Source organism: Ruegeria sp. CG8, from assembly GCF_056537165.1.
The window spans coordinates 1-21,218 of record NZ_JBQFRA010000006.1; the positions used below are offsets into that span (position 1 = coordinate 1).

Here is a 21,218-nt window from a genome sequence, read left to right on the forward strand (position 1 = left end):
CTGCGGTCAGCGTCGTCTTGCCGTGGTCAACGTGGCCAATCGTGCCAATGTTGACGTGCGGTTTTGTACGCTCAAACTTTTCCTTTGCCATTCCTCAGGCGCCCTTTTGCGATTTGGGGGACCCTTGGTCCCGTGGTTACATCTGCGCGCGCGAGATATTTGGTTCAAAGCGGAAAATCAAGCACATCCTGAGGGAAATCCTCAAAACTATGCCGGGTTTTGTACCGCCTGTCCGGATTCAATCGGTTGGATCAGGCCGGGGCGCAGGTCGAACCACCCGTTGTCCTTGTGCTCTTCAGCCAGCCATTCCTCGACGCGGTCCGCCACTTTCAGTGCCAAACCGCTCATCTGCTCTTCCTTGGTGCGTTCGTTGCCCGAGCCCTTCAGAGCGCTGCCACCGGTGGTATCTTCGAGGACCTGGAACTGCTTGCCTTTGGCCAGAAACTCTTTCTTGCCGACATCATAGACGTTGACCAGAACGATCGCTGTGCTTTTGGGGTTGTAGATCACCGGAATGCCAGGAGGCGCCAGCATATAGCCTTCGAGGCTGATCCCGATGTCATACTCCTGCGAGCCCTGATAGCGACCAAGGCGGATATCGACGGCCTTCTGGATCGCTTCGGTCCATTCCTGGGGCGTCGCATCCCGAGACACCGGCCCCTGGACGGCCTTGTCGGCAAACGCATAGTTCACACGCAGCTTGAATTCACCCAGATCTTCCGGCTCTTCATAGAGTTGCGTCTGCGTGCAGGCGCCCACCAGGGCAAGTCCGGTAATCAGGGTCAGAATGCGCAGCATTGTCTCGTCTCGATAGGCCTGTTTTTCTTTGATCTAGCGCACCGATGCAGCATGTGCCAAGCCGTATCGGCAGATTTCCACCGTGGTCGGCGCACGATCACGAGAACTTGTAATCGCGCGGGAACCCATAGGGCGGTTTTTTTCCGACGCTTGCGCGCTTTGCCAGCCATTGAGACATATCTGCCTCATGCCGCGTCTTGTCGCCGCCCATTGACCATTTCAAACCGTCCTCCCAGTTGAACGTCGTCAGGTCGGACAGGCCGCCATCCAGCTCCAGTGTGCCCTGGCGCCCGCGCGCCATGTTGTATTTCTGGAGACGCACGCCCTTGCCCCGCGTCATCTCGGGCAGTTCAGAGACCGGGAACACCAGAAACTTGCCGTTCTGTGATACCACAGCGACGTGATCGCCCTCGATCGGCTTGCAGATCACCGCGCGCTCGTCATCCTTGACGTTCAGCACCTGTTTGCCGTTGCGGGTCTGGGCCAGCACCTCGTCCTCGGGCACCATGAACCCGTTGCCCGCATCCGAAGCAACCAGCAGCTTGCGCCCCGGCTTGTGGATCAGGATATCGACGATCTGCGCCTCGTTGGGCAGATCGACCATCAGGCGCAGCGGCTCACCCATTCCCCGGCCACCGGGAAGGTTCGCGGCGCTGACCGTGTAGACCCGCCCGTTCGATGCGAAGACCAGCAGCCGGTCGGTGGTTTCCGCATGGAAGATGAACCGCGGCCCGTCGCCGTCCTTGAACTTCAGCTCGCGGTTCAGGTCGATATGGCCGGTCATGGCGCGGATCCAGCCCATCTGAGAGCAGACGACCGTGATCGGCTCTTTGTCGATCATCGCCTCTAGCGGTACGTCCTCGACCTCGCCTGCTTCGGCAAACCGGGTGCGACGCGCGCCGCCCTCATAATCCTTGCCGAAGGTCTTCTTGGTCTCTTTCAGCTGCTCGGCGATCTTGGCCCATTGCAGACCCTCATCCGCCAGCAGATCCTCGAGTTCTGCGCGCTCTTCCATCAGCGCGTCACGCTCACGGACCAGTTCCATCTCTTCGAGCCGACGCAGGCTGCGCAGGCGCATGTTCAGGATCGCGTCGACCTGAACTTCGGACAATTCGCCCTCGCCCGGCTTGGGCGAGACATAGTCGGCCTCGCTGGTGGCGCGGACATGGTCGATGCCCCAATTCTCGCGCATCAGCGCGGCCTTGGGATCGTCGTCATAGCGGATGATATCAATCACGCGGTCGAGATTCAGGAAGGCAACGATAAAGCCCTCCAACACCTCCAACCGGTGGTCGATCTTGGCCATGCGGTGACGAGAGCGGCGCAGCAGCACCTCTTGCCGGTGATCGAGGAAGGCGCGCAGCACCTCTTTCATCGAGCAGACCTTGGGCGTCACCCCGTCGATCAGCACGTTCATGTTCAGGCTGAACCGCACCTCGAGATCCGAGTTACGATACAGCATGTTCATCAACACCTCGGGGTCCACGTTCTTGGAGCGCGGTTCGAGGATGAGGCGGATGTCGTCGGCGGATTCGTCGCGCACATCGCCCAGGATCGGGATCTTTTTGGTCTGGATCAGCTCGGCGATCTTTTCGATCAGCTTGGATTTCTGAACCTGATACGGGATCTCGGTGACCACGATCTGCCACTGGCCGCGGCCCAGATCCTCGACCTCGTATTTGCAACGCAGCCGGAACGATCCGCGCCCGGTGCGATAGGCCTGCGCGATATTCTCGGCCGGTTCTACGATTACGCCGCCCGTTGGGAAATCGGGCCCCGGCACATAGTTCAGCAGCGTGTCGTCACGCGCGTCGGGCGTCTTGATCAGATGCAGACAGGCGTCGCACAGCTCGGCGATGTTGTGGGGCGGGATGTTCGTCGCCATGCCCACGGCAATGCCTGAGGCGCCATTGGCCAGAAGGTTCGGGAACTGTGCCGGCAAGACGACCGGTTCGGTCAGCGTGCCGTCATAGTTGTCGCGGAAATCGACGGCGTCCTCGTTCAGCCCCTCCAGCAACGCCTCGGCAACGATGGTCATCCGGGCCTCGGTGTAGCGCGAGGCCGCCGGGTTGTCGCCGTCGATATTGCCGAAATTCCCCTGCCCGTCGACCAGCGGGTAGCGGACGTTGAAATCCTGCGCCAGACGCGCCATCGCGTCATAGATCGCGGCGTCCCCGTGCGGGTGATAGTTACCCATCACGTCACCCGAGATCTTGGCCGACTTGCGGAACCCGCCCGAGGAGCTGAGTCGCAGCTCGCGCATAGCGTAGAGGATTCGCCGGTGAACCGGCTTCAGCCCGTCGCGCGCATCCGGCAGCGCGCGGTGCATGATGGTGGAGAGAGCATAGGTTAGATAACGCTCGCCAATTGCCCGGCGCAGCGGTTCGGCCACCTCACCCCCGGCGTCGGGGGCCTCCATGTTGGGGTCGTCAATCGTGTCGTTCATAGATGATGTGATACGACGCCCGGCGCGCGTGGTAAAGCAACCAAGGCATATTTTGCTGGGGACAAGTCGGGGTTTTTGCAACAGGGGGAGCCAACCCGGCGATTTCCCCCGATTTTCGACTCGGGACCCGAACTATGGTAGGATCCCAACAATTGAATGCTGCCTTTTTCTTGTTGTTATGATTACCGGGGGATGCGCCATGACGCGCCTTATGCTTGTTACTTTTGCCATGCTCGGCTGGTTCTTCTACGTCATGAGCGGTGGATCCGAATTCGAACCGCGCGGAACCCGCGCCGAGGCACCACCCGTCGTTGCGGCAGGTGAGAAACCCGAGCCCAGGCCACTGGTCCCCTCCCCGGCAACCGAGCTTGTGACGAAAGTGGCCCTGCGCCCCGCCAAGCCGTCCGAACCTAAGCCGGAACCGATCCCCGCCGCCGATGCCGTCGATACCGAGGCGTTGCTAGCGCAGATCGCGGCCGGTCTGAATTCTGATCTGTCCAGTTTCGACAATACCGGCGGCACCTTTTCGCTGGCGTCGCTGGATGAAAACGCGGCCGTCCAGGTTTTGGACACCGACGCCGAACCGGAAACGGCAGCCGCCCCTGCACCCGCAGAGCCGCCGAAAGACATCCGCATCGTGTCCGGCACCCGCGTGAACATGCGCGACGGCCCCGGCACGATCTATCCGATCATCGGCAAAGCGCGGATGGGTCAGCAGGTCGAAGTTCTGAGCGAGTCCGGAACCGGCTGGCTGCGCCTGCGCGTGTTGCCCGAGCAACAGGTTGGCTGGATTTCCTCCTCGTTGATCCGAAAAAGCACAAATTGACGTGATGCCGTCATTGCCGGAGGCCGATCCTCGCAATAGTTTTTGCCGAGGACGACTTTGGGGCAGACATGCAGAAATCCATCCTCATCACCGGATGCTCATCCGGCATTGGTCTGGACGCGGCACACGGGATGCGTGCACGCGGATGGCGCGTGTTTGCCGCCTGCAGACATCAGCGCGATTGCGACAGGCTGAGGGCTCAGGGCTTTGACAGCCCAAGAATCGACTATACCGATGCCGAAACGATCACTTCGGGATTGGCCAGTGTTCTCGAAGCAACGGGCGGCACATTGGACGCGCTGTTCAACAACGGCGCCCATGGCCTGCCCGGTGCGATCGAAGATGTGCCCACCGACGGGTTGCGCCATATCTTCGAGACCAATGTTTTTGGCTGGCACGAACTGACCCGCCAGGTGATACCCGTCATGCGTGCACAGGGCCATGGCCGCATCGTGCAGAACTCGTCGGTACTGGGTCTGGTCGCCTTTCCCTGGCGCGGTGCTTACGTCGCCACGAAATACGCAATCGAAGGCCTGACCGATACGATGAGGCTGGAGCTGCGCGGCACCGGCATCAAAGTGGTGCTGATTGAACCCGGTCCCATCACCTCTAAACTGCGCGAAAAAGCCATACCGATTTTTGAACGGTTCATAGACTGGGAAAACTCGGCCCTGCGCGACAAGTATGAGGGGTCGCTGCTCAAACGTCTGTACGAAGACTCGGGCCCCGACCGGTTCGAGTTGCCTGCGTCCGCGGTAACCGACAAACTTGCCCGCGCGCTCGAGGCAAAGTCGCCCAAAGCTCGGTACTACGTGACCACACCGACCTATATCGCTGGTTATTTGCGCCGCATTCTACCAACGGGCACGATAGACCGCATCCTTTCGGGTATCTGAGACGAAATTACCCGTTCGCTTTCGCGGGCCGCCCCGCTAGATGGTGCGGAAAGGATACAACAAATGCGGACGGTGAGTTCATGGACCTTCTAATGGGCGTACTTCTTTTGGCCATGGCGGCGGTCGTCGTTGTTCTGGCCATCGGCATATCCAATTTCGGCAAGGGCGGTATGGCGGCTGCCAAGAAAAGCAACAAGATGATGCGGCTGCGCATCCTGTTTCAATTCATTGCCGTGGTACTGATCGTGCTCTACGTCTATCTGCGTGGACAGGGAGTGCAGTAGATGGTCGTTCTGAACAAGATTTATACCCGCACCGGCGACGACGGCAAAACCGCGCTGGGCAATGGCGAACGGGTTGCGAAATACTCGGGCCGCGTGGCGGCCTATGGCACGGTGGACGAGTTGAACGCATTTGTCGGCGTGGCCCGCACCGAGGCCGAGGGCGAGGTCGATGCGGCGCTGGCCCGCATCCAGAACGATCTGTTCGACCTGGGCGCTGACCTGTGCCGCCCCGACATGGAAAAGGATGCCGAGGCCGACTACCCACCCCTGCGGATCGCCCCGGCCCAGATCGATCGTCTGGAATCGGAAATCGACGCGATGAATGCCGACCTCGAACCGTTGCGCAGCTTCATCCTGCCGGGCGGATCAAACCTGGCGGCGCATCTGCATGTCTGCCGCACGGTCTCGCGGCGCGCCGAGCGTCTGGCAGTCGAACTGACCAACATGGAACCGGTGAACGCGGCCGCGGTGAAATACCTCAACCGCCTCAGCGACTGGTTCTTCGTGGCAGCCCGCTGCGCCAACAACGGCGGCCGCGATGACGTCTTGTGGGTTCCGGGCGCGAACCGCTAAAAGCGGCGCAACGTCCAGCGGACGTTGTGGCGACCGGAAGGGCGAAGCCCCGGCCCGAAGGGCGGCCGCACACCGCCGAAACCCGAGCCCCTTGAATGCGATTTCGAACCATCCGGCGCGGCAAAACCGCCCATCGGCCGGGTAACAATATTTCGTTCCTTCACGTCAAAAAGCGTGAAACGCGACGTCCCCACGACATGACGTGACGATTTTGCCCTGTCCCGACGCCCCGCAAGGCGCTATCTAGGCCGACGAGAGCATTGGTGGAGTCGCATTGCGGCTTGCCGTTTTTGTAAGGAGCGTACGCAAAAATGAAGGTACTTGTGCCTGTCAAGCGCGTGATCGACTACAACGTGAAAGTTCGCGTCAAAGCGGACGGCAGCGGTGTTGATCTCGCCAATGTCAAAATGTCGATGAACCCGTTCGACGAGATTGCAGTCGAAGAGGCGATCCGCCTGAAAGAAGCCGGCAAGGCCGACGAGGTCGTGGCCGTTTCGATCGGCGTCAAGCAGGCGCAGGAAACGCTGCGCACCGCGCTGGCAATGGGTGCTGACCGCGCCATCCTGGTCGTCGCGGCGGATGACGTCCACCAGGACATCGAGCCGCTGGCCGTCGCCAAGATCCTGGCCAAGGTGGTCGAGGAAGAACAGCCCGGACTGGTTCTGTGCGGCAAGCAGGCGATCGACAACGACATGAACGCCACCGGCCAGATGCTGTCGGCGCTGCTGGGCTGGAGCCAGGGCACCTTCGCGTCCGAACTGGACATCGAAGGCGACACCGCCAAGGTCACCCGTGAAGTTGACGGCGGTTTGCAGACCATCAGCGTCAAGATGCCGGCCATCATCACCGTCGACCTGCGCCTGAACGAGCCGCGCTATGCGTCGCTGCCCAACATCATGAAGGCCAAGAAAAAGCCGCTGGACGAAAAAACCGCCGCCGATTACGGCGTCGACGTCACTCCGCGGCTCGAAGTCGTCAAGACCGAAGAGCCGCCGGCACGCGCCGCTGGCATCATCGTGGGCTCGGTCGACGAGCTGGTCGGGAAACTCAAAGAAGCGGGGGCTGTGTAATGGCTGTACTTCTGCTTGCCGAAGTCAACAATGGCGAACTGGCGATGGACGCGACCGCCAAGGCGGTCACCGCTGCCAAGCAGCTGGGTGACGTGACCGTTCTGGCCGCGGGCGGCTCGGCCGCCGTTGCCGGCGAAGCCGCCGCCAAGATCGACGGCGTCTCCAAGGTCCTGGTCGCCGAAGACCCGTCGCTGGGCCACCGCCTGGCCGAATCGACCGCCGCGCTGATCGTCAGCCTGGCCGACGGCTATGAGCATATCGTGGCACCCGCCACCACCGACGCCAAGAACGTGATGCCGCGCGTGGCCGCGCTGCTGGACGTGATGGTGATCTCGGACGCGTCGGGCGTGGTGGACGGCTCGACCTTCGAGCGCCCGATCTACGCGGGCAACGCGATCCAGACCGTCAAGTCGAACGACGCCAAGAAGGTCATCACCTTCCGTACGGCCAGCTTTGATGCGGCCGGCGAAGGTGGATCGGCCCCGGTCGAGACCGTATCGGTCGGTGAAAACCCCGGCCTGTCGGAATGGGTCGAGGACAAGGTCGCCGAAAGCGACCGTCCGGAACTGACCTCGGCCGGCGTCGTTGTCTCGGGCGGCCGTGGTGTTGGCTCGGAAGAAGACTTCAAACTGATCGAAGCCCTGGCCGACAAGCTGGGCGCGGCGGTTGGTGCCAGCCGTGCGGCAGTCGACTCGGGCTATGCCCCGAACGACTGGCAGGTGGGTCAGACCGGCAAGGTCGTTGCACCCGATCTGTACATCGCGGTTGGTATTTCGGGTGCGATCCAGCACCTGGCCGGCATGAAGGATTCGAAGATCATCGTCGCGATCAACAAAGACGAAGAAGCTCCGATCTTCCAGGTCGCGGACTACGGCCTGGTCGCGGACCTGTTCCAGGCCGTGCCGGAACTGACCGAAAAGCTGGGCTGATACGTCCAGACTTCGAAACGATCAAGGCCCGCCAATCGGCGGGCCTTTTTCATTCGAGGTCTCGGATCGCAGGCAGCAAACGTTCTGCAATAGCCCGGTGCGTGGCCGGTCCGATCATATATTCCGCCATCGGTTGCTGCATCGTGCCGAACAGCATGTCTTCAAGATCATCCGAAGCACCTGAAGGGCGCACCGTCATCTTCACGGTTGGCACCCCTCCATCCGACACCCCATCAATCATGGCCTGAGTAATTGGCACCGGATCAGATACCCCCCGCGCATCCAGCCCGACTGCCGGGCTGTGATCCCAGTCCAGCCACAGCAGCAGAACCCGGCTGGTGACGTTGTCCAACAGGGTGCGAAGCGCCTCTGCCCAAGCCCGCCGCAACTCGGCGGCCACCACTTCGAACCGTGCGTCCGAAAATGCCGACAACCTGGACATAAGGTGCCGCACAAAGTGCACTTCGGCAAAATCAACTTTGGGGTACAAGGTGGAAAGGTCCGAGGTCGCCTCGAGCACTCGATCATTGCGTCGGGGATGAACACGGTAGAACCGGTTGGACTGATTCAGCGCCGAGGGCAGTTGCAGAACGCAAACCTCGGCGCCATTCATCAGGCTCAGAATTTCCGGATCCCGCGCCAATCCCTCGGCACCCGTGAACAGACTGCCCAGATTCAGACACTGCATTTCCAGCCGCTGCTCCAACGCTGCGGGAAACGGAGAATCGACGAACCGACCGAATGTCTCGGTGCCGCCGACGCAGGCCACATATGGTACCTGCAACGCACGCTTTGGCCCGCGAAACCACAGTTTTGACGCCCCGTACCGGCAGACGGATTCCTCGACACCGGTCGCGCCCGACTCATGATAACTCATGTCAGCCACCCATTTTCTTCACCCAATTGCCATTCTGCGGCCTTAGGTGTTTAGAAAACTCTAATGTGCGCATTTGAAGCGAATTGGACCGGTCCCAACCCCTTGCCGCCCAACCCGGACTGCCGATAATGTCCCCCTGAACCTTGATGCGGAAGGCAGTTCAATATGGACGTGAAATCAGTCGGAGTAATCGGCGCGGGCCAGATGGGCAACGGAATCGCCCATGTGATGGCGTTGGCAGGGTATGACGTTCTGCTGAACGACATCAGCCAGGATGCGCTGGATGCTGCCATTGAAACGATCAAGGGCAACCTGGCTCGTCAGGTGTCACGCGGCAAGATCGGTGACGACGAGATGCAGACCGCATTGCAGCGGATCAAGACCACGCTGAACCTTCCCGAGATCGGCCAGACGGACCTCGTGATCGAAGCCGCGACCGAACGTGAGGCCATCAAGCAGGCGATTTTCGAGGATCTGCAGCCGCATTTGCAGGCCCACACGATCCTGACGTCGAACACTTCGTCCATTTCGATCACACGGCTTGCCAGCCGGACGGATCGGCCGGAGCGTTTCATGGGGTTCCACTTCATGAACCCGGTTCCTGTCATGCAATTGGTCGAGTTGATTCGCGGTATCGCCACCGACGAAGAGACCTTTGCCACCTGCAAGGCGGTGGTGGATCGGTTGGGCAAAACCGCCGCCAGCGCCGAGGATTTTCCGGCCTTCATCGTGAACCGTATCCTGATGCCGATGATCAACGAGGCCGTCTATACCCTGTATGAAGGTGTCGGCAGCGTTCAGTCGATCGACCAGTCGATGAAGCTGGGCGCCAATCACCCCATGGGTCCGCTGGAACTGGCCGATTTCATCGGGCTGGACACCTGTCTGGCCATCATGAACGTCCTCCATGATGGGTTGGCGGATACAAAGTACCGCCCCTGCCCGTTGCTGACGAAATACGTCGAGGCCGGCTGGCTGGGCCGCAAGACCGATCGCGGGTTTTATGACTACCGTGGCGAGGTTCCGGTCCCGACGCGCTAAACCGTCAAGGGACCGCCCCGCTCGCTTGCGATGTTTTCGCGCAAATGAACGGTGGATCAGGCTTCTGGTGACTGCCCCAAGCCCAGCGTGTGTTTTCTGAGCCAGGTCATGAATCCGCGCGGGTCGCGTTCGAGCAATTTCATGTCCTCGTCCGAAATCGGCTCTCCGATCACGGGGCCGACCGGTTTGTTGCAGGACCGGACGATCTCATGCAGCAGAAGTCCCTGACGCAAAATTGCCGATAGTTTGTTGGCAATCTGGTACCAGCGCGAATTGCTGCCAGGGAAGTAGATGGGCAGAACCTTGGCACCGGATCGCCGGATCATCTTGGCGGTGAACACGTTCCATTCGCGTTCCTGAGCCGGGCCGAACCACGTGTCCGAAGACATCACCACACCGGATGGGAACAGCGCGACGACACCACCGTTCTTGAGGTGCTCCATCGCCTTGCCCCGCATCTCAAGCATCTTGCTCTGGGCTTCGGGGTCATGTGGAAACGGGACCGGGATCATGAACGAGGTCGCGGCCTCGTCCAGCCCGGTCAGAACCGAGCGGGTCAGAATGCGATAGTCCTGGCGCACTCGTCCGATCAACTCGGCCAGGATCATGCCGTCCACCATCCCATGCGGGTGATTGGCCACTACCACAACGGGCCCCTCTTTCGGAATGCGCGCAATCTGGTGTTCGGGCGTGGTCAGGTCGATTCCCATGATACCAAGGGCACCACCCCAGAATTTCTGGCCGCGATACTTTTCATTCTGCTTTTCGAACTTGTTGACCATGCGCAGAATGGTCAGCTTGCCTGTGCACCATTCGATCGCCTTGATGGCCGTCGAGGTCCAGGCGTCGTCAAACGAATTTGCGTAGGTCAGCGTGCGGCGGTCGTAGATTTCGCCCGCTTCCGCGGTCTCGGCCACCACCGTGTTGGTCTTGGTATCGTGCGTGGTTTCCGCCAATTCCTGGTCTTCCCGTTCTTGTTTTGTGGCAGTGCCCTGCGTCAGAAACCTTCGCCGAACTTGTCGTTCACCAATGCTTCCAGCGCATCTGCCAGCGCCTCAGCATCCGGCCCGGACGTTTCGACGTCAATAGTCGTTCCACGCGAAGCCGCCAACATCAAAAGGCCCATAATGCTGTCACCCGACGCGGACATGCCGTCTTTGGACACTTCGGCGCGGGCGTCAAACCCTTCGACTACCTCGACCAATTTGGCTGAAGCGCGCGCGTGCAAGCCCTTTTCGTTGATGATTTTCAAGCTTTTGGTGGCCATATTCAATCGATCCGATGTCAGTCCAATGTCACATTTTGCGCATTGATGTACTTTCGTCCAGCCTCCATAGCCCTACGGACGGCGTCCCCGACCGGAAGTTGGCGGCTTTTGGCCAGTTTGATCAGCATCGGAAGGTTGGCGCCGTAAAGAATTCTACGGTCCTGCGGCGCACAGGCGCGCAGGCTGAGATTCGAGGGGCTGCCCCCGAACAGATCGGTCACGACAACAACACCGTCGCCGACATCCACAGCATCCGCGGCCCGACAGATTTCGGCCTGCTTTTCTTCGCGATCATGATCAGCGTCGATCGACACTGCCACAAGGCCGGGTTGCTTGCCCACGACGTGTTGCATGGCCGCCAGGTATTCCTGGGCCAATCCGCCATGCGCCACGATTACAATTCCGATCAATCCGGCCTCACATTCAACGATCGACGTTCCATCTCGCGGTGTCTAATTGCCACCGGCTGCCCCTGCTCTGCAAGGGCTTTTGCGACCGCTTCGGCCATCGCGACCGAGCGGTGCTGACCCCCGGTACAGCCGAAGGCGACCGACAGGTGCGTTTTGCCCTCGGCCTTGAAGGCGGGCAGCAGAGACAGCAACAGCTCCACCACTCGTTCAAAAAAGGCGGCATAGTTCGTGTCAGCCTGAACATAGGACGCAACGTCCGGATTTCGACCATCAGCCTCGCGCAGCTCCGGACGCCAATAGGGGTTGGCCAGAAATCGGCAGTCGAACACCATGTCGAGGCCCAGCGGCAGCCCCCGTTTGTAGGAGAAGGACTCGATAGAAACGGCCAGATGCCGGCCTCCTTCGGGGGCGAACCAGCGTTCGACCTCGGATCGCAGCTGGTGCACGTTGAGCACGCTGGTGTCGATCAGGGTGTCGGCGATCTCGCGGATCGGCTCCAACAATTCCTTTTCCTGGCGGATGCCGGTTTCGGGGCTGGCATCGGTTGCAACCGGATGACGGCGCCGGGTTTCCGAAAACCGGCGCAACAGCACGTCGTCGCTGCAATCCAGATAGAGCGTGGACAGGTCCACCTGGCTCATCCGGCCCAGTTTGGCGACCAATTCGATAAAGCCGATGGTCGAGAAATCACGATTGCGGGCATCGACTCCCAGCGCCATCGGCCGGGATGGATCCGCGCCCTCCATCAGGCGCAGCAACAGGCCCATCGGCAAGTTGTCGATGGCCTCATAGCCCAGATCCTCGAGCACATGAATCGCCGTCGACCGGCCCGCGCCCGACGGACCTGTCACCAGAACGATGCGCGTTTGTGCTGTCACGTGCTTGGCCATTGCGGATCGACGCGCCCCATTTTCATCAGTTGAACAAGTGCTGATGCCAAGTTGGGGACGCCGGCGGCATGAAGCAAGGGAACAGGATGTCCCAGCACAAGAACCTGTCGCGGTTCCGGCAGTCGTTGGGACTCCACCTGATCCAGATCCACGATCCAATCCAACGGAACGGGACCGCAGGCCGTGGCGCGCAGCAGCCCAACGCCGCGGGCTTCGACCAATCCACGGATCTGAGGAACCGCATCCGCCAGCACCCGGTCGCCCGACAGGGTCAAATTCACACGATCATCGGCGACGAGGTCCGCTCCGAAGCCCATCATCTGCAATGCAAGTGCCGATTTTCCGACCCCGGACGGCCCCGAAATCAGGGCGCCGCGGCCAGCAACGGCAACGCATGTGGCGTGCACGCAGACCGGATCATCGCTGGGCTTTTCCGGAAGGCGCAAAGCCCACATCGCTTAAAGGGGAAGACCCACGACAAACCGCGCACCTTGCGGGTCCGACGTGATGTCCGCCTCGGTCGGGCGGATGTTCTCGGCCCAGATGACGCCGCCGTGGGCCTCGACAATCTGTTTCGAGATCGCAAGTCCAAGACCCGAGTTGTTGCCGAAATGCTCGGCCGGGCGCTGCGAGTAGAAGCGCTTGAAAACCTTGGTCAGGGCCTGGTCCGGAATACCGGGGCCGGTGTCTTCGACAACAACGAGAACCCGATTTTCGCGTTGGCGCACCCAAACGCGGATCGCGTCGCTTTCCTCGCAGAAGGAAATGGCATTTGTAATCAGGTTCACGAAAACCTGCGCCAGACGGGCCTCGAGCCCGTTTATGACGATGGGCTTGGACGGCAAATCCGTGATGTAGTCGATCCCCTTCGACCGGGCATCTTCGCCCAGATACTGACTGATATTGCCGATCAGCTTCAGTAGATCGAAGGGCTGTTCCTGCTCTTTGACCAGTTCAGCGTCCAGGCGGGACGCATTCGAGATGTCGCTGACAAGGCGGTCCAATCGGCGGACATCGTGCTCAATAACGCCCAACAATTTCTCGCGCTGATCGTCACGCTTGACCATTCGCAGCGTACCGACGGCCGATTGCAGGCTGGCCAAGGGGTTCTTGATTTCATGCGCGACGTCAGCCGCGAACTGTTCGTTGGCGTCTATCCGGTTGTAGAGCGCCGTCACCATTCCCCGCAGCGCACGGCTAAGCCGACCAATCTCGTCCGGGCGGGCGCTCAGGTCGGGGATGCGGATACGGCCGGGATTGACCCCAGTGCCGCGGTCCTTGCCCATTTCCGCCGCAGCGGCCAGATCCGCCAGCGGGTTCGCGATGGTCGAGGCCAGCACAAGGCTGAGACCCACCGAGACCAGCAGGGCAACGACAAACATCTGTAGAATGCGCTCCTGCTCTTTTCGAGCCAGTGCATCGATTTCTCCGGCGGGGCCAGCCATTGCGACAGCCCCCACAGGGGCGCCATCCAGAACGATTGGCGACGCCGCCACAATCACGGTGTCTCCGGCCGCATCAGACACGGCGTGAACCTGCATGTGGCCGTCCAGCGCGTTTGGTATGATGTCCTGAACCCGCTGTGCCAGCGTCGGCGCCTCGGTTTCAGATCCGGTGGTGAAAACCGAATACAGACCATTCCAGACGGCGGTCAGGGCATCAGAGATCAATGTGCTGCCGGTCGGAACATCCGCCTCGGCCTGAATCAGGCCCGGCAATTCCGACACGGTCGAGGAACCCCGTGTCCAGCCGATCAACGTGCCGGTGCTGTCATAGACGAAGACTTCGCCGCCTTCGGGGATGCTCAGCCCGGCAAGTGTCGCCTTGACGTTCAGGTCAGAAGCGTCCCGCGATCCGGCAACCTGGCGCAGCTGGGCCTCGAAGACGTTGCTGACCAGTTGCGCATCGCCGATCAGGTTCCGCGCCGTTTGCTGGACCCTCTCTTTTCGGGTGTCATCCAGATAAAGCAGCCCTGCGACCAGGATCACCAAAGCAATCAGGTTGAACGTGATGATCTTGCGCGCCAGCGGCGAGTTGCGCAGCGTGAACAGAGTACGCCGCGATCGCCGCGCGCGCAGCTCGGCCGACTCGGGGTCTTGCGGGATGACCCAATCATCGCCCAGAACGACGTCACCGTCGCGCAACTCGCTGGATTGCTCGGTGTCACGCACGAAACAAATTCACCTTTGCAGAAAGCCGGCCCGGCTTATTCCTCGTTGTAACGGTACCCGATACCGTACAGCGTTTCGATAGCCGAAAACTCGGGATCAGCCGCACGCATCTTCTTGCGCAGACGCTTGATGTGGCTGTCGATGGTCCGGTCGTCGACATAGACCTGATCGTCATATGCGACATCCATCAGCTGATCGCGGCTTTTGACGAAGCCGGGGCGTTGCGCCAAGGCCTGCAGCAGCAGGAATTCCGTGACCGTCAGCGAAACATCGGTCCCCTTCCAGCTGACCGCGTGACGCAGGGGGTCCATGCGCAGATCGCCGCGCTCCATCACCTTTGCGTCCCCGGTGGTTGCAGCCGACGCATCCCCGTCGGTCGCTTCCTGACGGCGCAGCAGTGCACGGATGCGCTCGACCAGAAGGCGTTGAGAGAATGGCTTTTTCACGTAGTCATCCGCGCCCATCCGCAGGCCCAGAACCTCGTCGATCTCATCGTCTTTGGACGTGAGGAAAATCACCGGCATCTGGGTTTTCTGCCGCAGCCGCTGCAGCAAATCCATGCCGTCCATGCGGGGCATCTTGATGTCCAGAACCGCCATATCCGGCAGTTTCTTGTTGAACGCGTCAAGGGCTGCCTGCCCGTCATTGTAGGTTTCGACCTCGAACCCTTCGGCCTCGAGCGTCATGGATACGGACGTCAGAATGTTCCGATCGTCATCCACCAGTGCAATCTTAGACATAGGGCTGCCCCTTTACCTGCTCACTCACGATATATTTTTGCTTTTTGTAGGGCATTCTTGGCTTTTTTAAGGCCGCGAATCAATCCGGATGTACGAATCGCGCCACATTGTTCACGATCCTGCGACAAAAAGGTCGTCCTGCGCTTCCGAAAGTGCCCGGGTTTTCCGACCGGAAAAACTTGGTTGCGCTAAACCCGGCCTTGGTTGCGCTAACTGTGCCAAACCGTCCTGTTCATGCCCTAAACGGCCGTGATATGAGGCCCTTATCCGCCGGACTAACCGGCACTACGCCTCATGAGCGCAGACGGCCCCAACCGCCGCAGCGCCGCCACAGGAGAAGACACGAATGACATTTGGACGGGTAAACCCGCAGTTCCGCCTCGAAGATCAAGGCATCGAGGGGCTGGGCAATGTCTATTACAACTTGATGGAGCCGGCGCTGATTCAGAAGGCGCTCAAGCGGAATGAAGGCACGCTGGGCAATGGCGGAGCGTTTCTGGTGTCCACCGGCAAGTTCACGGGCCGGTCCCCCAAGGACAAGCACGTCGTCCGGACCGAAAGCGTGGCGGACAGCATCTGGTGGGAAAACAACGCGGAAATGAGCCCCGATGGCTTTGACGCGCTGTACGCCGACATGCTGGCCCATATGAAAGGCAAGGACTACTTCGTTCAGGATCTGGTTGGCGGCGCGGATCCTGCCTATGCGATCAATGTGCGCATGGTTACGGAACTGGCCTGGCACAACCTGTTCATCCGGCACCTGCTGCGTCGCCCGGACCGCGAGGACCTGGACGAATTCATCGCAGATTACACCATTATCAATTGCCCCAGTTTCCAGGCGGACCCGAAAAAGCACGATTGCCGCAGCGAAACTGTGATCGCGCTGAACTTTGACCGCAAACTGATTCTCATCGGTGGCACCGAATACGCGGGCGAGAACAAGAAGTCCGTGTTTACGCTTCTGAACTACCTGCTGCCGGAAAAAGGCGTGATGCCGATGCATTGCTCGGCCAACCATGCGGTGGGCAACCCCGTCGACACCGCCGTGTTCTTCGGCCTGTCCGGCACCGGCAAGACCACGCTTTCGGCTGATCCGGCACGTGTTCTGATCGGCGACGACGAGCACGGCTGGTCGGATCGCGGGACCTTCAACTTCGAAGGCGGATGCTATGCCAAGACCATCAATCTGAGCGCCGAAGCGGAACCCGAGATCTACGCGACCACGTCGAAATTCGGCACGGTGATCGAGAACATGGTCTTCGATCCCGAAACCCTGAAACTGGATTTCAACGATGACAGCCTGACCGCGAACATGCGGTGCGCCTACCCGCTGGAATACATTTCGAACGCCTCCAAGACGGCGCTGGGCGGGCACCCGAAAAACATCATCATGCTGACCTGTGATGCCTTCGGCGTCCTGCCGCCGATCGCACGGCTGACCCCGGCGCAGGCGATGTACCACTTCCTGTCGGGTTTCACCTCGAAGGTGGCCGGAACCGAACGCGGCGTGACTGAGCCGCAGCCCACCTTCTCGACCTGCTTTGGCGCCCCGTTCATGCCGCGCCGCCCCGAGGAATACGGCAAGCTGCTGCGCGACAAGATCGCCCAGCACGGCGCAACCTGCTGGCTGGTCAATACCGGCTGGACCGGCGGCGCATACGGTGTGGGCAGCCGGATGCCGATCAAGGCCACGCGTGCCCTGCTGACTGCGGCTCTGGACGGCTCGTTGGCCGATGCCGAGTATCGCAAGGACGCCAATTTCGGCTTCGACGTTCCGGTGACGGTCCCCGGCGTGCCCGAAGTTCTGTTGGATCCGCGCCGTACCTGGGACGATCAGGCCGCTTTCGACAAACAGGCGGAAAAGCTGGTGCACATGTTTGCCGAGAACTTTGAACAGTATTTGCCGTTCATCGACGAAGACATCAAAGCCGTCGCAATCGGCTGAACCGACATGCAGGGGCGCGGTTGCGTGCCCCTGCGCGCACAATAACGGGTCCTTGCAGTTATTTGTTCTTCCTGCAGTTGTAATGTGACATTGGCATGAACAAATTCGTTGCCCGCCTAAAAATCATGCAGTAAATCCAGGACCCATTACAAGGAAATAGCCCGGCGCAAAATGCACCGGGCCGAGACTGAAAAAACCTTTGGGCAGCTCGCGCGCGGACACTCACACTCGCAAGATGAGCAGCCTAATCAAGGCGGTAGTGTATTATCAAGGGGATGAGTGTCAACATGAGATATGCCGTGTGATAGGCGACTATCATGGGTCATTTGACCAAGCGGATATCAACTGGTGGCACTGGTAAAATCAGGAATGGAAATGACCGAGATCTCGAAACTGGCGGAACTGCGCAAGTTGATGCAGAGCATGGAACGCACGTTGGGGCTCGAAGAGCTTTCTCCGGTAGAGCGTGACATTTATTACGCGGCCGAAGAATTGTCGAAAGACTCGCGCGAAGTCCGGACCTATGGCCTGATCGAGCACACACTGGTGCAAAGCGTTTCGCGCCCGACCTTTTTCCGCGCCCTCAAGTCGCTGGTACAGAAGGGCTACTTGTCCCAAAGCGGAAACGCCAACCGGGGACGGTATGTCGTCAACGCCCCGCGTTGACCGCTGAGCAATCCTGAAAGAAGCATGACGTGATGCGATCGTGGGCCTCTGACACGTTTTACGCTTCTTTGGCCTATATCGGCGCATCGTTTCTGACATTTTGGGTTTTGATGCCCATGCAGAACGTGTTCTTTCCAGAGTACCCCAGCCGCGCCAGCCTGTTGTTTCTTCCGCACGGCGTGCGGGTCCTTGCGGCGTGGCTCTTGGGGTGGCGTGCGATACTGGCCATGCTGCCCGGTGTCTTTCTGGTTTTCGCGACACTCGGTGGCTCGGACGTTTTTCTGACAAGCCGCCTGTTGGCCATCTTGATTGCGGTCACGACGGCGCCGGCCGTATTCTATTTGTTGAAATGGCTGGGGTGGGATCTGTTTCCCGCCGCTGATCGCGCGCCCTGCTGGGCCTGCATCATGGGGGTCGGGGTCATCACGTCAATCCTGGTGTCCGGCCTGACCAACCTGGCTTTTGGCAGCGCGACGGCCGAGTATTTTGCCTTTTTGATCGGCGATCTGTCGGGACTGCTGTTCCTGATGTTCGGACTGTTTTTTGCCTTCCGCTACTTTGAGCGTAAAGGTTGAGCGTTCAACCGAACACCCCCCTGCGCAGCAAGTTCGCACCTGCGATCATCAGAACCAACAAAGTCGCCTTGCGGAACGTGGCCTGATCAATCCGATCATGCATCCGCAATCCCAGCCACATGCCGGCCAAAGCCGGAAGGGTCAGCGCGGCCGAGAACGGAACGGTTTCAGCCCGCAACACGCCTGATCCAATATGCGCCACGACCAGAGCCAAGGCTCCCAAGCCATAGATGACGCCCTGAATGCGCAATTGTTCGGATTTGGGGGTATTCAGCGCAGTCAGATAGGCAACGGTCGGAGGTCCCCAAACGCCTGATATGCCGCCAATGAACCCGGTAACCGCACCGACTGCGGCCTCGATCTTCGGCGATTGTTCAGACAGGCTCAGTTTCACGCCCAGCAGTTGGATCGTGGCAAAGAACGTGACGGGAATTCCGATCATCAGAAGGAAAGCCTGCGATGGAACCAAGCTGATCAGCTGAGCGCTCCCCAACAGAAAAACCAGCCCGACGGAAAGAAAGACCCGGAACTGCCGGATCGAAGACATCGCTGCCGCGCGTCCTTCTCTCAAGGCCTGGATCCCGTTCGTCACAACCGTTGGCAGGATCAGCCCGGCCAGCGCAAGCTGGGGCGGCAGCATCATGCTGAGCCCCGAAATCAGGACCATCGGCATTGCGAAACCGACCATGCCTTTCACCGCTCCGGCCAGAAAGGCGACCGCGAACGCAAGGTAGAGTTCGGGCAGGGACATCAAAGAAAACAGATCCATTGACCCTACATAACACCGCAGATTTTCTCTGCACCGCAAAATTCGTTACGTAATTTTTGGACCTTTTCGACGCATTCTGTGAATTTTTGTTGCGCTGCAGTTGCAGCATGATATGACCAGATAACCCAGCAAAGGACGTGATTCATGGCCCATGACGGACAAGATATGACGAACATGACTTCTCAGCCGGTTCTGCCTGATCTTCTGACCCTGACGGGGGCCGCGCTGCCCGCGGTTCAGTCCGTCTTTGACCGTGCGCGCGATGCGGTGCGCGAGATGGTCACGGCCGAGGGTCGCGTCTCCGGCGCTTTGGTCGAGGCGAACCAGACCGCCGCGCATGGGCTGGCCTGGCTGGCCACCTACAACCAGTCGCTCCAACAGATGCAGAAATGGGCCGAGGCGCTGGACGCCCAGGGCAAGTTCGGCGAGATGGAACAGTTGCTGCACCAGATCGCCTTTGGCGAATATCTGCACCAGGTCGCCGGCGGCATCCCGATGAACCAGGGCGAGGTCGTGCGCCTGCAGGATCTGGGGCTGGGCTGGGACGCGCTGTCGGGCTTCCAATGCGCCGAAGTGCAAACTCTGATGGCACAGGCCAACAGCCAGGCCGCGCGCAGCCGTTTGGTTCAGCTGATGCAAGACCAATCCGGGGCCACCATGTTCGGCGCCTCGGGGCTGGATGAAGAGCTTGAGATGATCCGCGAGCAGTTCCGCCGCTATGCGCTGGATCGGGTCGAGCCAAACGCCCATGAATGGCACCTCAAGGACGAGCTGATCCCGATGGAAATCATCGAGGAACTGGCCGAGATGGGCGTCTTTGGCCTGACCATCCCCGAGGAATATGGCGGGTTCGGCCTGTCCAAGGCGTCGATGTGCGTCGTCTCCGAAGAACTGTCGCGCGGGTATATCGGCGTCGGCAGTCTTGGCACCCGGTCCGAGATCGCGGCCGAGTTGATCATCGCGGGCGGCACCGACGACCAAAAGGCCCAATGGCTGCCCAAGATCGCCAGCGCCGAGATCCTGCCCACCGCCGTGTTCACCGAGCCCAATACCGGGTCGGACCTTGGCAGCCTGCGCACCCGCGCGGTCAAGGACGAAAACGGTGACTACAAAGTCACCGGCAACAAGACCTGGATCACCCATGCCGCGCGCACCCATGTGATGACGTTGCTGGCGCGTACCGATCCCGAAACCACCGACCATCGCGGCTTGTCGATGTTCCTGGCCGAAAAGACGTCCGGCACCGACGACAACCCCTTCCCGACCCCCGGCATGACCGGCGGCGAGATCGAGGTGCTGGGCTATCGCGGCATGAAGGAATACGAGCTGGCCTTCGACGGCTTCCACGTCAAGGGCGAGAACCTGCTGGGCGGCGAGGAAGGTAAGGGCTTCAAGCAGCTCATGGAAACCTTCGAATCCGCGCGTATCCAGACCGCCGCCCGCGCCATCGGCGTGGCCCAAAGCGCGCTGGACATCGCCATGCAATACGCGCAGGAGCGCAAGCAATTCGGCAAGGCCCTGATCAACTTCCCGCGCGTGTCCGGCAAGATGGCGATGATGGCGGTTGAGATCATGATCGCGCGCCAACTGACCTATTTCAGCGCCTGGGAAAAGGACAACGGCCACCGCTGCGACCTCGAGGCCGGGATGGCCAAGCTGCTGGGCGCGCGCGTCGCCTGGGCCGCAGCCGACAACGGGTTGCAGATTCACGGCGGCAACGGTTTCGCGCTGGAATACAAGATCAGCCGCGTTCTTTGTGATGCCCGCATCCTGAACATCTTTGAAGGTGCCGCCGAGATTCAGGCGCAAGTCATCGCGCGGCGTCTGCTGGCCTGAGCGCCCGCCCGTCGCGGTTTCCCCAACTTGACCCGGCCCAGCGCCGGGTCTTTTCTTTTCTGGCAAGCCAAAAGCGCCGAGTGACCAGATCTGCCCTGTTCATTTCACCCAACCGGACCCACCGGACACATTGGCCGGGAAAATTCCCCCTTGGGTCCCGGCACAGGTTTCGGCTAAGTAGCGGTCGAACCGCATCATGCTGCGCCGCG

23 protein-coding genes are annotated in these 21,218 nt (G+C 60.4%); 11 read left to right on the forward strand and 12 right to left on the reverse strand.

What is annotated here, in order from left to right:
* From ACR0EF_RS16835 to ACR0EF_RS16845, 3 genes are all read right to left on the reverse strand, one after another.
* Nucleotides 1-91 (reverse strand): GTP-binding protein (locus tag ACR0EF_RS16835; RefSeq protein WP_215675807.1); only part of this gene is annotated, 91 nt, incomplete at its 3' end.
* A gap of 116 nt (nt 92-207) precedes the next feature.
* Nucleotides 208-798 carry a hypothetical protein gene (locus ACR0EF_RS16840; RefSeq protein WP_170361569.1) on the reverse strand — a complete coding sequence of 197 codons (591 nt, stop codon included), beginning with the start codon at nt 796-798 and terminating at the stop codon, nt 208-210.
* 97 nt (nt 799-895) lie between these two features.
* Complete coding sequence (locus tag ACR0EF_RS16845; RefSeq protein ID WP_170367984.1) at nt 896-3,244, reverse strand: DNA topoisomerase IV subunit A; 2,349 nt, start codon at nt 3,242-3,244, stop codon at nt 896-898.
* 199 nt (nt 3,245-3,443) lie between these two features.
* On the opposite strand from ACR0EF_RS16845, the gene ACR0EF_RS16850 reads away from it, so the two are divergent.
* The 6 genes from ACR0EF_RS16850 (at nt 3,444) to ACR0EF_RS16875 (ending at nt 7,822) form a co-directional block, all read left to right on the forward strand.
* Nucleotides 3,444-4,070, forward strand: a complete 627-nt coding sequence (locus ACR0EF_RS16850; RefSeq protein WP_244952481.1) for an SH3 domain-containing protein — start codon at nt 3,444-3,446, stop codon at nt 4,068-4,070.
* A 68-nt stretch (nt 4,071-4,138) separates the two neighbouring features.
* The gene (locus ACR0EF_RS16855) at nt 4,139-4,966 is read left to right on the forward strand and encodes an SDR family NAD(P)-dependent oxidoreductase (RefSeq protein ID WP_170343446.1); all 828 of its coding nucleotides are present in this window, start codon (nt 4,139-4,141) and stop codon (nt 4,964-4,966) included.
* Nucleotides 4,967-5,046: 80 nt separating this feature from the next.
* A complete protein-coding gene (locus ACR0EF_RS16860; RefSeq protein ID WP_093965306.1) occupies nt 5,047-5,250 on the forward strand; it encodes a twin transmembrane helix small protein in 204 nt (67 codons plus the stop codon).
* A complete protein-coding gene (locus ACR0EF_RS16865) occupies nt 5,251-5,823 on the forward strand; it encodes a cob(I)yrinic acid a,c-diamide adenosyltransferase (protein WP_170373274.1) in 573 nt (190 codons plus the stop codon).
* A 311-nt stretch (nt 5,824-6,134) separates the two neighbouring features.
* Complete coding sequence (locus ACR0EF_RS16870) at nt 6,135-6,893, forward strand: electron transfer flavoprotein subunit beta/FixA family protein (RefSeq protein ID WP_170342626.1); 759 nt, start codon at nt 6,135-6,137, stop codon at nt 6,891-6,893.
* Nucleotides 6,893-7,822, forward strand: a complete 930-nt coding sequence (locus ACR0EF_RS16875) for an electron transfer flavoprotein subunit alpha/FixB family protein (RefSeq protein ID WP_170343444.1) — start codon at nt 6,893-6,895, stop codon at nt 7,820-7,822. Before ACR0EF_RS16870 ends, ACR0EF_RS16875 begins: the two co-directional genes overlap by 1 nt.
* Before the next feature lie 49 nt (nt 7,823-7,871).
* Here the strand turns inward: ACR0EF_RS16875 and ACR0EF_RS16880 are convergent, their stop codons facing one another.
* Complete coding sequence (locus ACR0EF_RS16880) at nt 7,872-8,699, reverse strand: DUF6473 family protein (RefSeq protein ID WP_174825254.1); 828 nt, start codon at nt 8,697-8,699, stop codon at nt 7,872-7,874.
* A 165-nt stretch (nt 8,700-8,864) separates the two neighbouring features.
* Between ACR0EF_RS16880 and ACR0EF_RS16885 the strand changes: the two genes are divergently transcribed.
* The gene (locus ACR0EF_RS16885; RefSeq protein ID WP_170373275.1) at nt 8,865-9,740 is read left to right on the forward strand and encodes a 3-hydroxybutyryl-CoA dehydrogenase; all 876 of its coding nucleotides are present in this window, start codon (nt 8,865-8,867) and stop codon (nt 9,738-9,740) included.
* A gap of 56 nt (nt 9,741-9,796) precedes the next feature.
* Here ACR0EF_RS16885 and ACR0EF_RS16890 read toward each other — a convergent pair whose 3' ends face one another.
* From ACR0EF_RS16890 to ACR0EF_RS16920, 7 genes are read right to left on the reverse strand one after another with little or no spacing between them, the layout of a single operon-like run.
* On the reverse strand, nt 9,797-10,696 hold the full coding sequence (locus tag ACR0EF_RS16890) for a lysophospholipid acyltransferase family protein (RefSeq protein WP_170367980.1): 900 nt from the start codon (nt 10,694-10,696) through the stop codon (nt 9,797-9,799).
* A gap of 41 nt (nt 10,697-10,737) precedes the next feature.
* Nucleotides 10,738-11,007, reverse strand: a complete 270-nt coding sequence (locus ACR0EF_RS16895; protein ID WP_170343440.1) for an HPr family phosphocarrier protein — start codon at nt 11,005-11,007, stop codon at nt 10,738-10,740.
* Between the two features lie 17 nt (nt 11,008-11,024).
* Nucleotides 11,025-11,417, reverse strand: a complete 393-nt coding sequence (locus tag ACR0EF_RS16900; RefSeq protein WP_093965293.1) for a PTS sugar transporter subunit IIA — start codon at nt 11,415-11,417, stop codon at nt 11,025-11,027.
* Nucleotides 11,414-12,307 (reverse strand): RNase adapter RapZ, encoded by an 894-nt coding sequence (gene rapZ / locus ACR0EF_RS16905; protein ID WP_170373276.1) that lies wholly within the window; start codon nt 12,305-12,307, stop codon nt 11,414-11,416. The genes ACR0EF_RS16900 and rapZ overlap by 4 nt, the downstream gene beginning before the upstream one ends.
* Nucleotides 12,292-12,762 carry an HPr kinase/phosphorylase gene (locus ACR0EF_RS16910; RefSeq protein ID WP_170372753.1) on the reverse strand — a complete coding sequence of 157 codons (471 nt, stop codon included), beginning with the start codon at nt 12,760-12,762 and terminating at the stop codon, nt 12,292-12,294. Before ACR0EF_RS16910 ends, rapZ begins: the two co-directional genes overlap by 16 nt.
* Before the next feature lie 3 nt (nt 12,763-12,765).
* Nucleotides 12,766-14,478, reverse strand: coding sequence for a sensor histidine kinase (locus tag ACR0EF_RS16915; protein ID WP_170361560.1), 1,713 nt, complete (start codon nt 14,476-14,478; stop codon nt 12,766-12,768).
* A 35-nt stretch (nt 14,479-14,513) separates the two neighbouring features.
* Entirely contained in the window at nt 14,514-15,218 is a 705-nt protein-coding gene (locus ACR0EF_RS16920) for a response regulator transcription factor (RefSeq protein ID WP_170342637.1), read from the reverse strand.
* Between the two features lie 346 nt (nt 15,219-15,564).
* On the opposite strand from ACR0EF_RS16920, the gene ACR0EF_RS16925 reads away from it, so the two are divergent.
* The 3 genes from ACR0EF_RS16925 to ACR0EF_RS16935 all read left to right on the forward strand — a co-directional run bounded on the left by ACR0EF_RS16925 (nt 15,565) and on the right by ACR0EF_RS16935 (nt 18,404).
* A complete protein-coding gene (locus tag ACR0EF_RS16925) occupies nt 15,565-17,163 on the forward strand; it encodes a phosphoenolpyruvate carboxykinase (RefSeq protein WP_170372751.1) in 1,599 nt (532 codons plus the stop codon).
* 348 nt (nt 17,164-17,511) lie between these two features.
* Nucleotides 17,512-17,829 carry a hypothetical protein gene (locus tag ACR0EF_RS16930; protein ID WP_367646428.1) on the forward strand — a complete coding sequence of 106 codons (318 nt, stop codon included), beginning with the start codon at nt 17,512-17,514 and terminating at the stop codon, nt 17,827-17,829.
* Nucleotides 17,830-17,861: 32 nt separating this feature from the next.
* Entirely contained in the window at nt 17,862-18,404 is a 543-nt protein-coding gene (locus ACR0EF_RS16935; protein ID WP_254430024.1) for a hypothetical protein, read from the forward strand.
* Nucleotides 18,405-18,408: 4 nt separating this feature from the next.
* On the opposite strand, the gene ACR0EF_RS16940 is transcribed toward ACR0EF_RS16935, so the two are convergent.
* A complete protein-coding gene (locus ACR0EF_RS16940; protein WP_170372749.1) occupies nt 18,409-19,173 on the reverse strand; it encodes a sulfite exporter TauE/SafE family protein in 765 nt (254 codons plus the stop codon).
* A 144-nt stretch (nt 19,174-19,317) separates the two neighbouring features.
* On the opposite strand from ACR0EF_RS16940, the gene ACR0EF_RS16945 reads away from it, so the two are divergent.
* Nucleotides 19,318-21,009, forward strand: a complete 1,692-nt coding sequence (locus tag ACR0EF_RS16945) for an acyl-CoA dehydrogenase family protein (RefSeq protein ID WP_170373277.1) — start codon at nt 19,318-19,320, stop codon at nt 21,007-21,009.
* The last annotated feature ends 209 nt before the right edge of the window (nt 21,010-21,218 follow it).

Excerpts from the sequence above, each read along its gene's own strand:
- ACR0EF_RS16840 (WP_170361569.1), bottom strand. The coding sequence starts at position 798 with ATGCTGCGCATTCTGACCCTGATTACCGGACTTGCCCTGGTGGGCGCC.
- ACR0EF_RS16845 (WP_170367984.1), bottom strand. The coding sequence starts at position 3,244 with ATGAACGACACGATTGACGACCCCAACATGGAGGCCCCCGACGCCGGG.
- ACR0EF_RS16850 (WP_244952481.1), top strand. The coding sequence starts at position 3,444 with ATGACGCGCCTTATGCTTGTTACTTTTGCCATGCTCGGCTGGTTCTTC.
- ACR0EF_RS16855 (WP_170343446.1), top strand. The coding sequence starts at position 4,139 with ATGCAGAAATCCATCCTCATCACCGGATGCTCATCCGGCATTGGTCTG.
- ACR0EF_RS16860 (WP_093965306.1), top strand. The coding sequence starts at position 5,047 with ATGGACCTTCTAATGGGCGTACTTCTTTTGGCCATGGCGGCGGTCGTC.
- ACR0EF_RS16865 (WP_170373274.1), top strand. The coding sequence starts at position 5,251 with ATGGTCGTTCTGAACAAGATTTATACCCGCACCGGCGACGACGGCAAA.
- ACR0EF_RS16870 (WP_170342626.1), top strand. The coding sequence starts at position 6,135 with ATGAAGGTACTTGTGCCTGTCAAGCGCGTGATCGACTACAACGTGAAA.
- ACR0EF_RS16875 (WP_170343444.1), top strand. The coding sequence starts at position 6,893 with ATGGCTGTACTTCTGCTTGCCGAAGTCAACAATGGCGAACTGGCGATG.
- ACR0EF_RS16880 (WP_174825254.1), bottom strand. The coding sequence starts at position 8,699 with ATGAGTTATCATGAGTCGGGCGCGACCGGTGTCGAGGAATCCGTCTGC.
- ACR0EF_RS16885 (WP_170373275.1), top strand. The coding sequence starts at position 8,865 with ATGGACGTGAAATCAGTCGGAGTAATCGGCGCGGGCCAGATGGGCAAC.
- ACR0EF_RS16895 (WP_170343440.1), bottom strand. The coding sequence starts at position 11,007 with ATGGCCACCAAAAGCTTGAAAATCATCAACGAAAAGGGCTTGCACGCG.
- rapZ (WP_170373276.1), bottom strand. The coding sequence starts at position 12,307 with ATGGCCAAGCACGTGACAGCACAAACGCGCATCGTTCTGGTGACAGGT.
- ACR0EF_RS16910 (WP_170372753.1), bottom strand. The coding sequence starts at position 12,762 with ATGTGGGCTTTGCGCCTTCCGGAAAAGCCCAGCGATGATCCGGTCTGC.
- ACR0EF_RS16920 (WP_170342637.1), bottom strand. The coding sequence starts at position 15,218 with ATGTCTAAGATTGCACTGGTGGATGACGATCGGAACATTCTGACGTCC.
- ACR0EF_RS16925 (WP_170372751.1), top strand. The coding sequence starts at position 15,565 with ATGACATTTGGACGGGTAAACCCGCAGTTCCGCCTCGAAGATCAAGGC.
- ACR0EF_RS16935 (WP_254430024.1), top strand. The coding sequence starts at position 17,862 with ATGCGATCGTGGGCCTCTGACACGTTTTACGCTTCTTTGGCCTATATC.
- ACR0EF_RS16940 (WP_170372749.1), bottom strand. The coding sequence starts at position 19,173 with ATGGATCTGTTTTCTTTGATGTCCCTGCCCGAACTCTACCTTGCGTTC.
- ACR0EF_RS16945 (WP_170373277.1), top strand. The coding sequence starts at position 19,318 with ATGGCCCATGACGGACAAGATATGACGAACATGACTTCTCAGCCGGTT.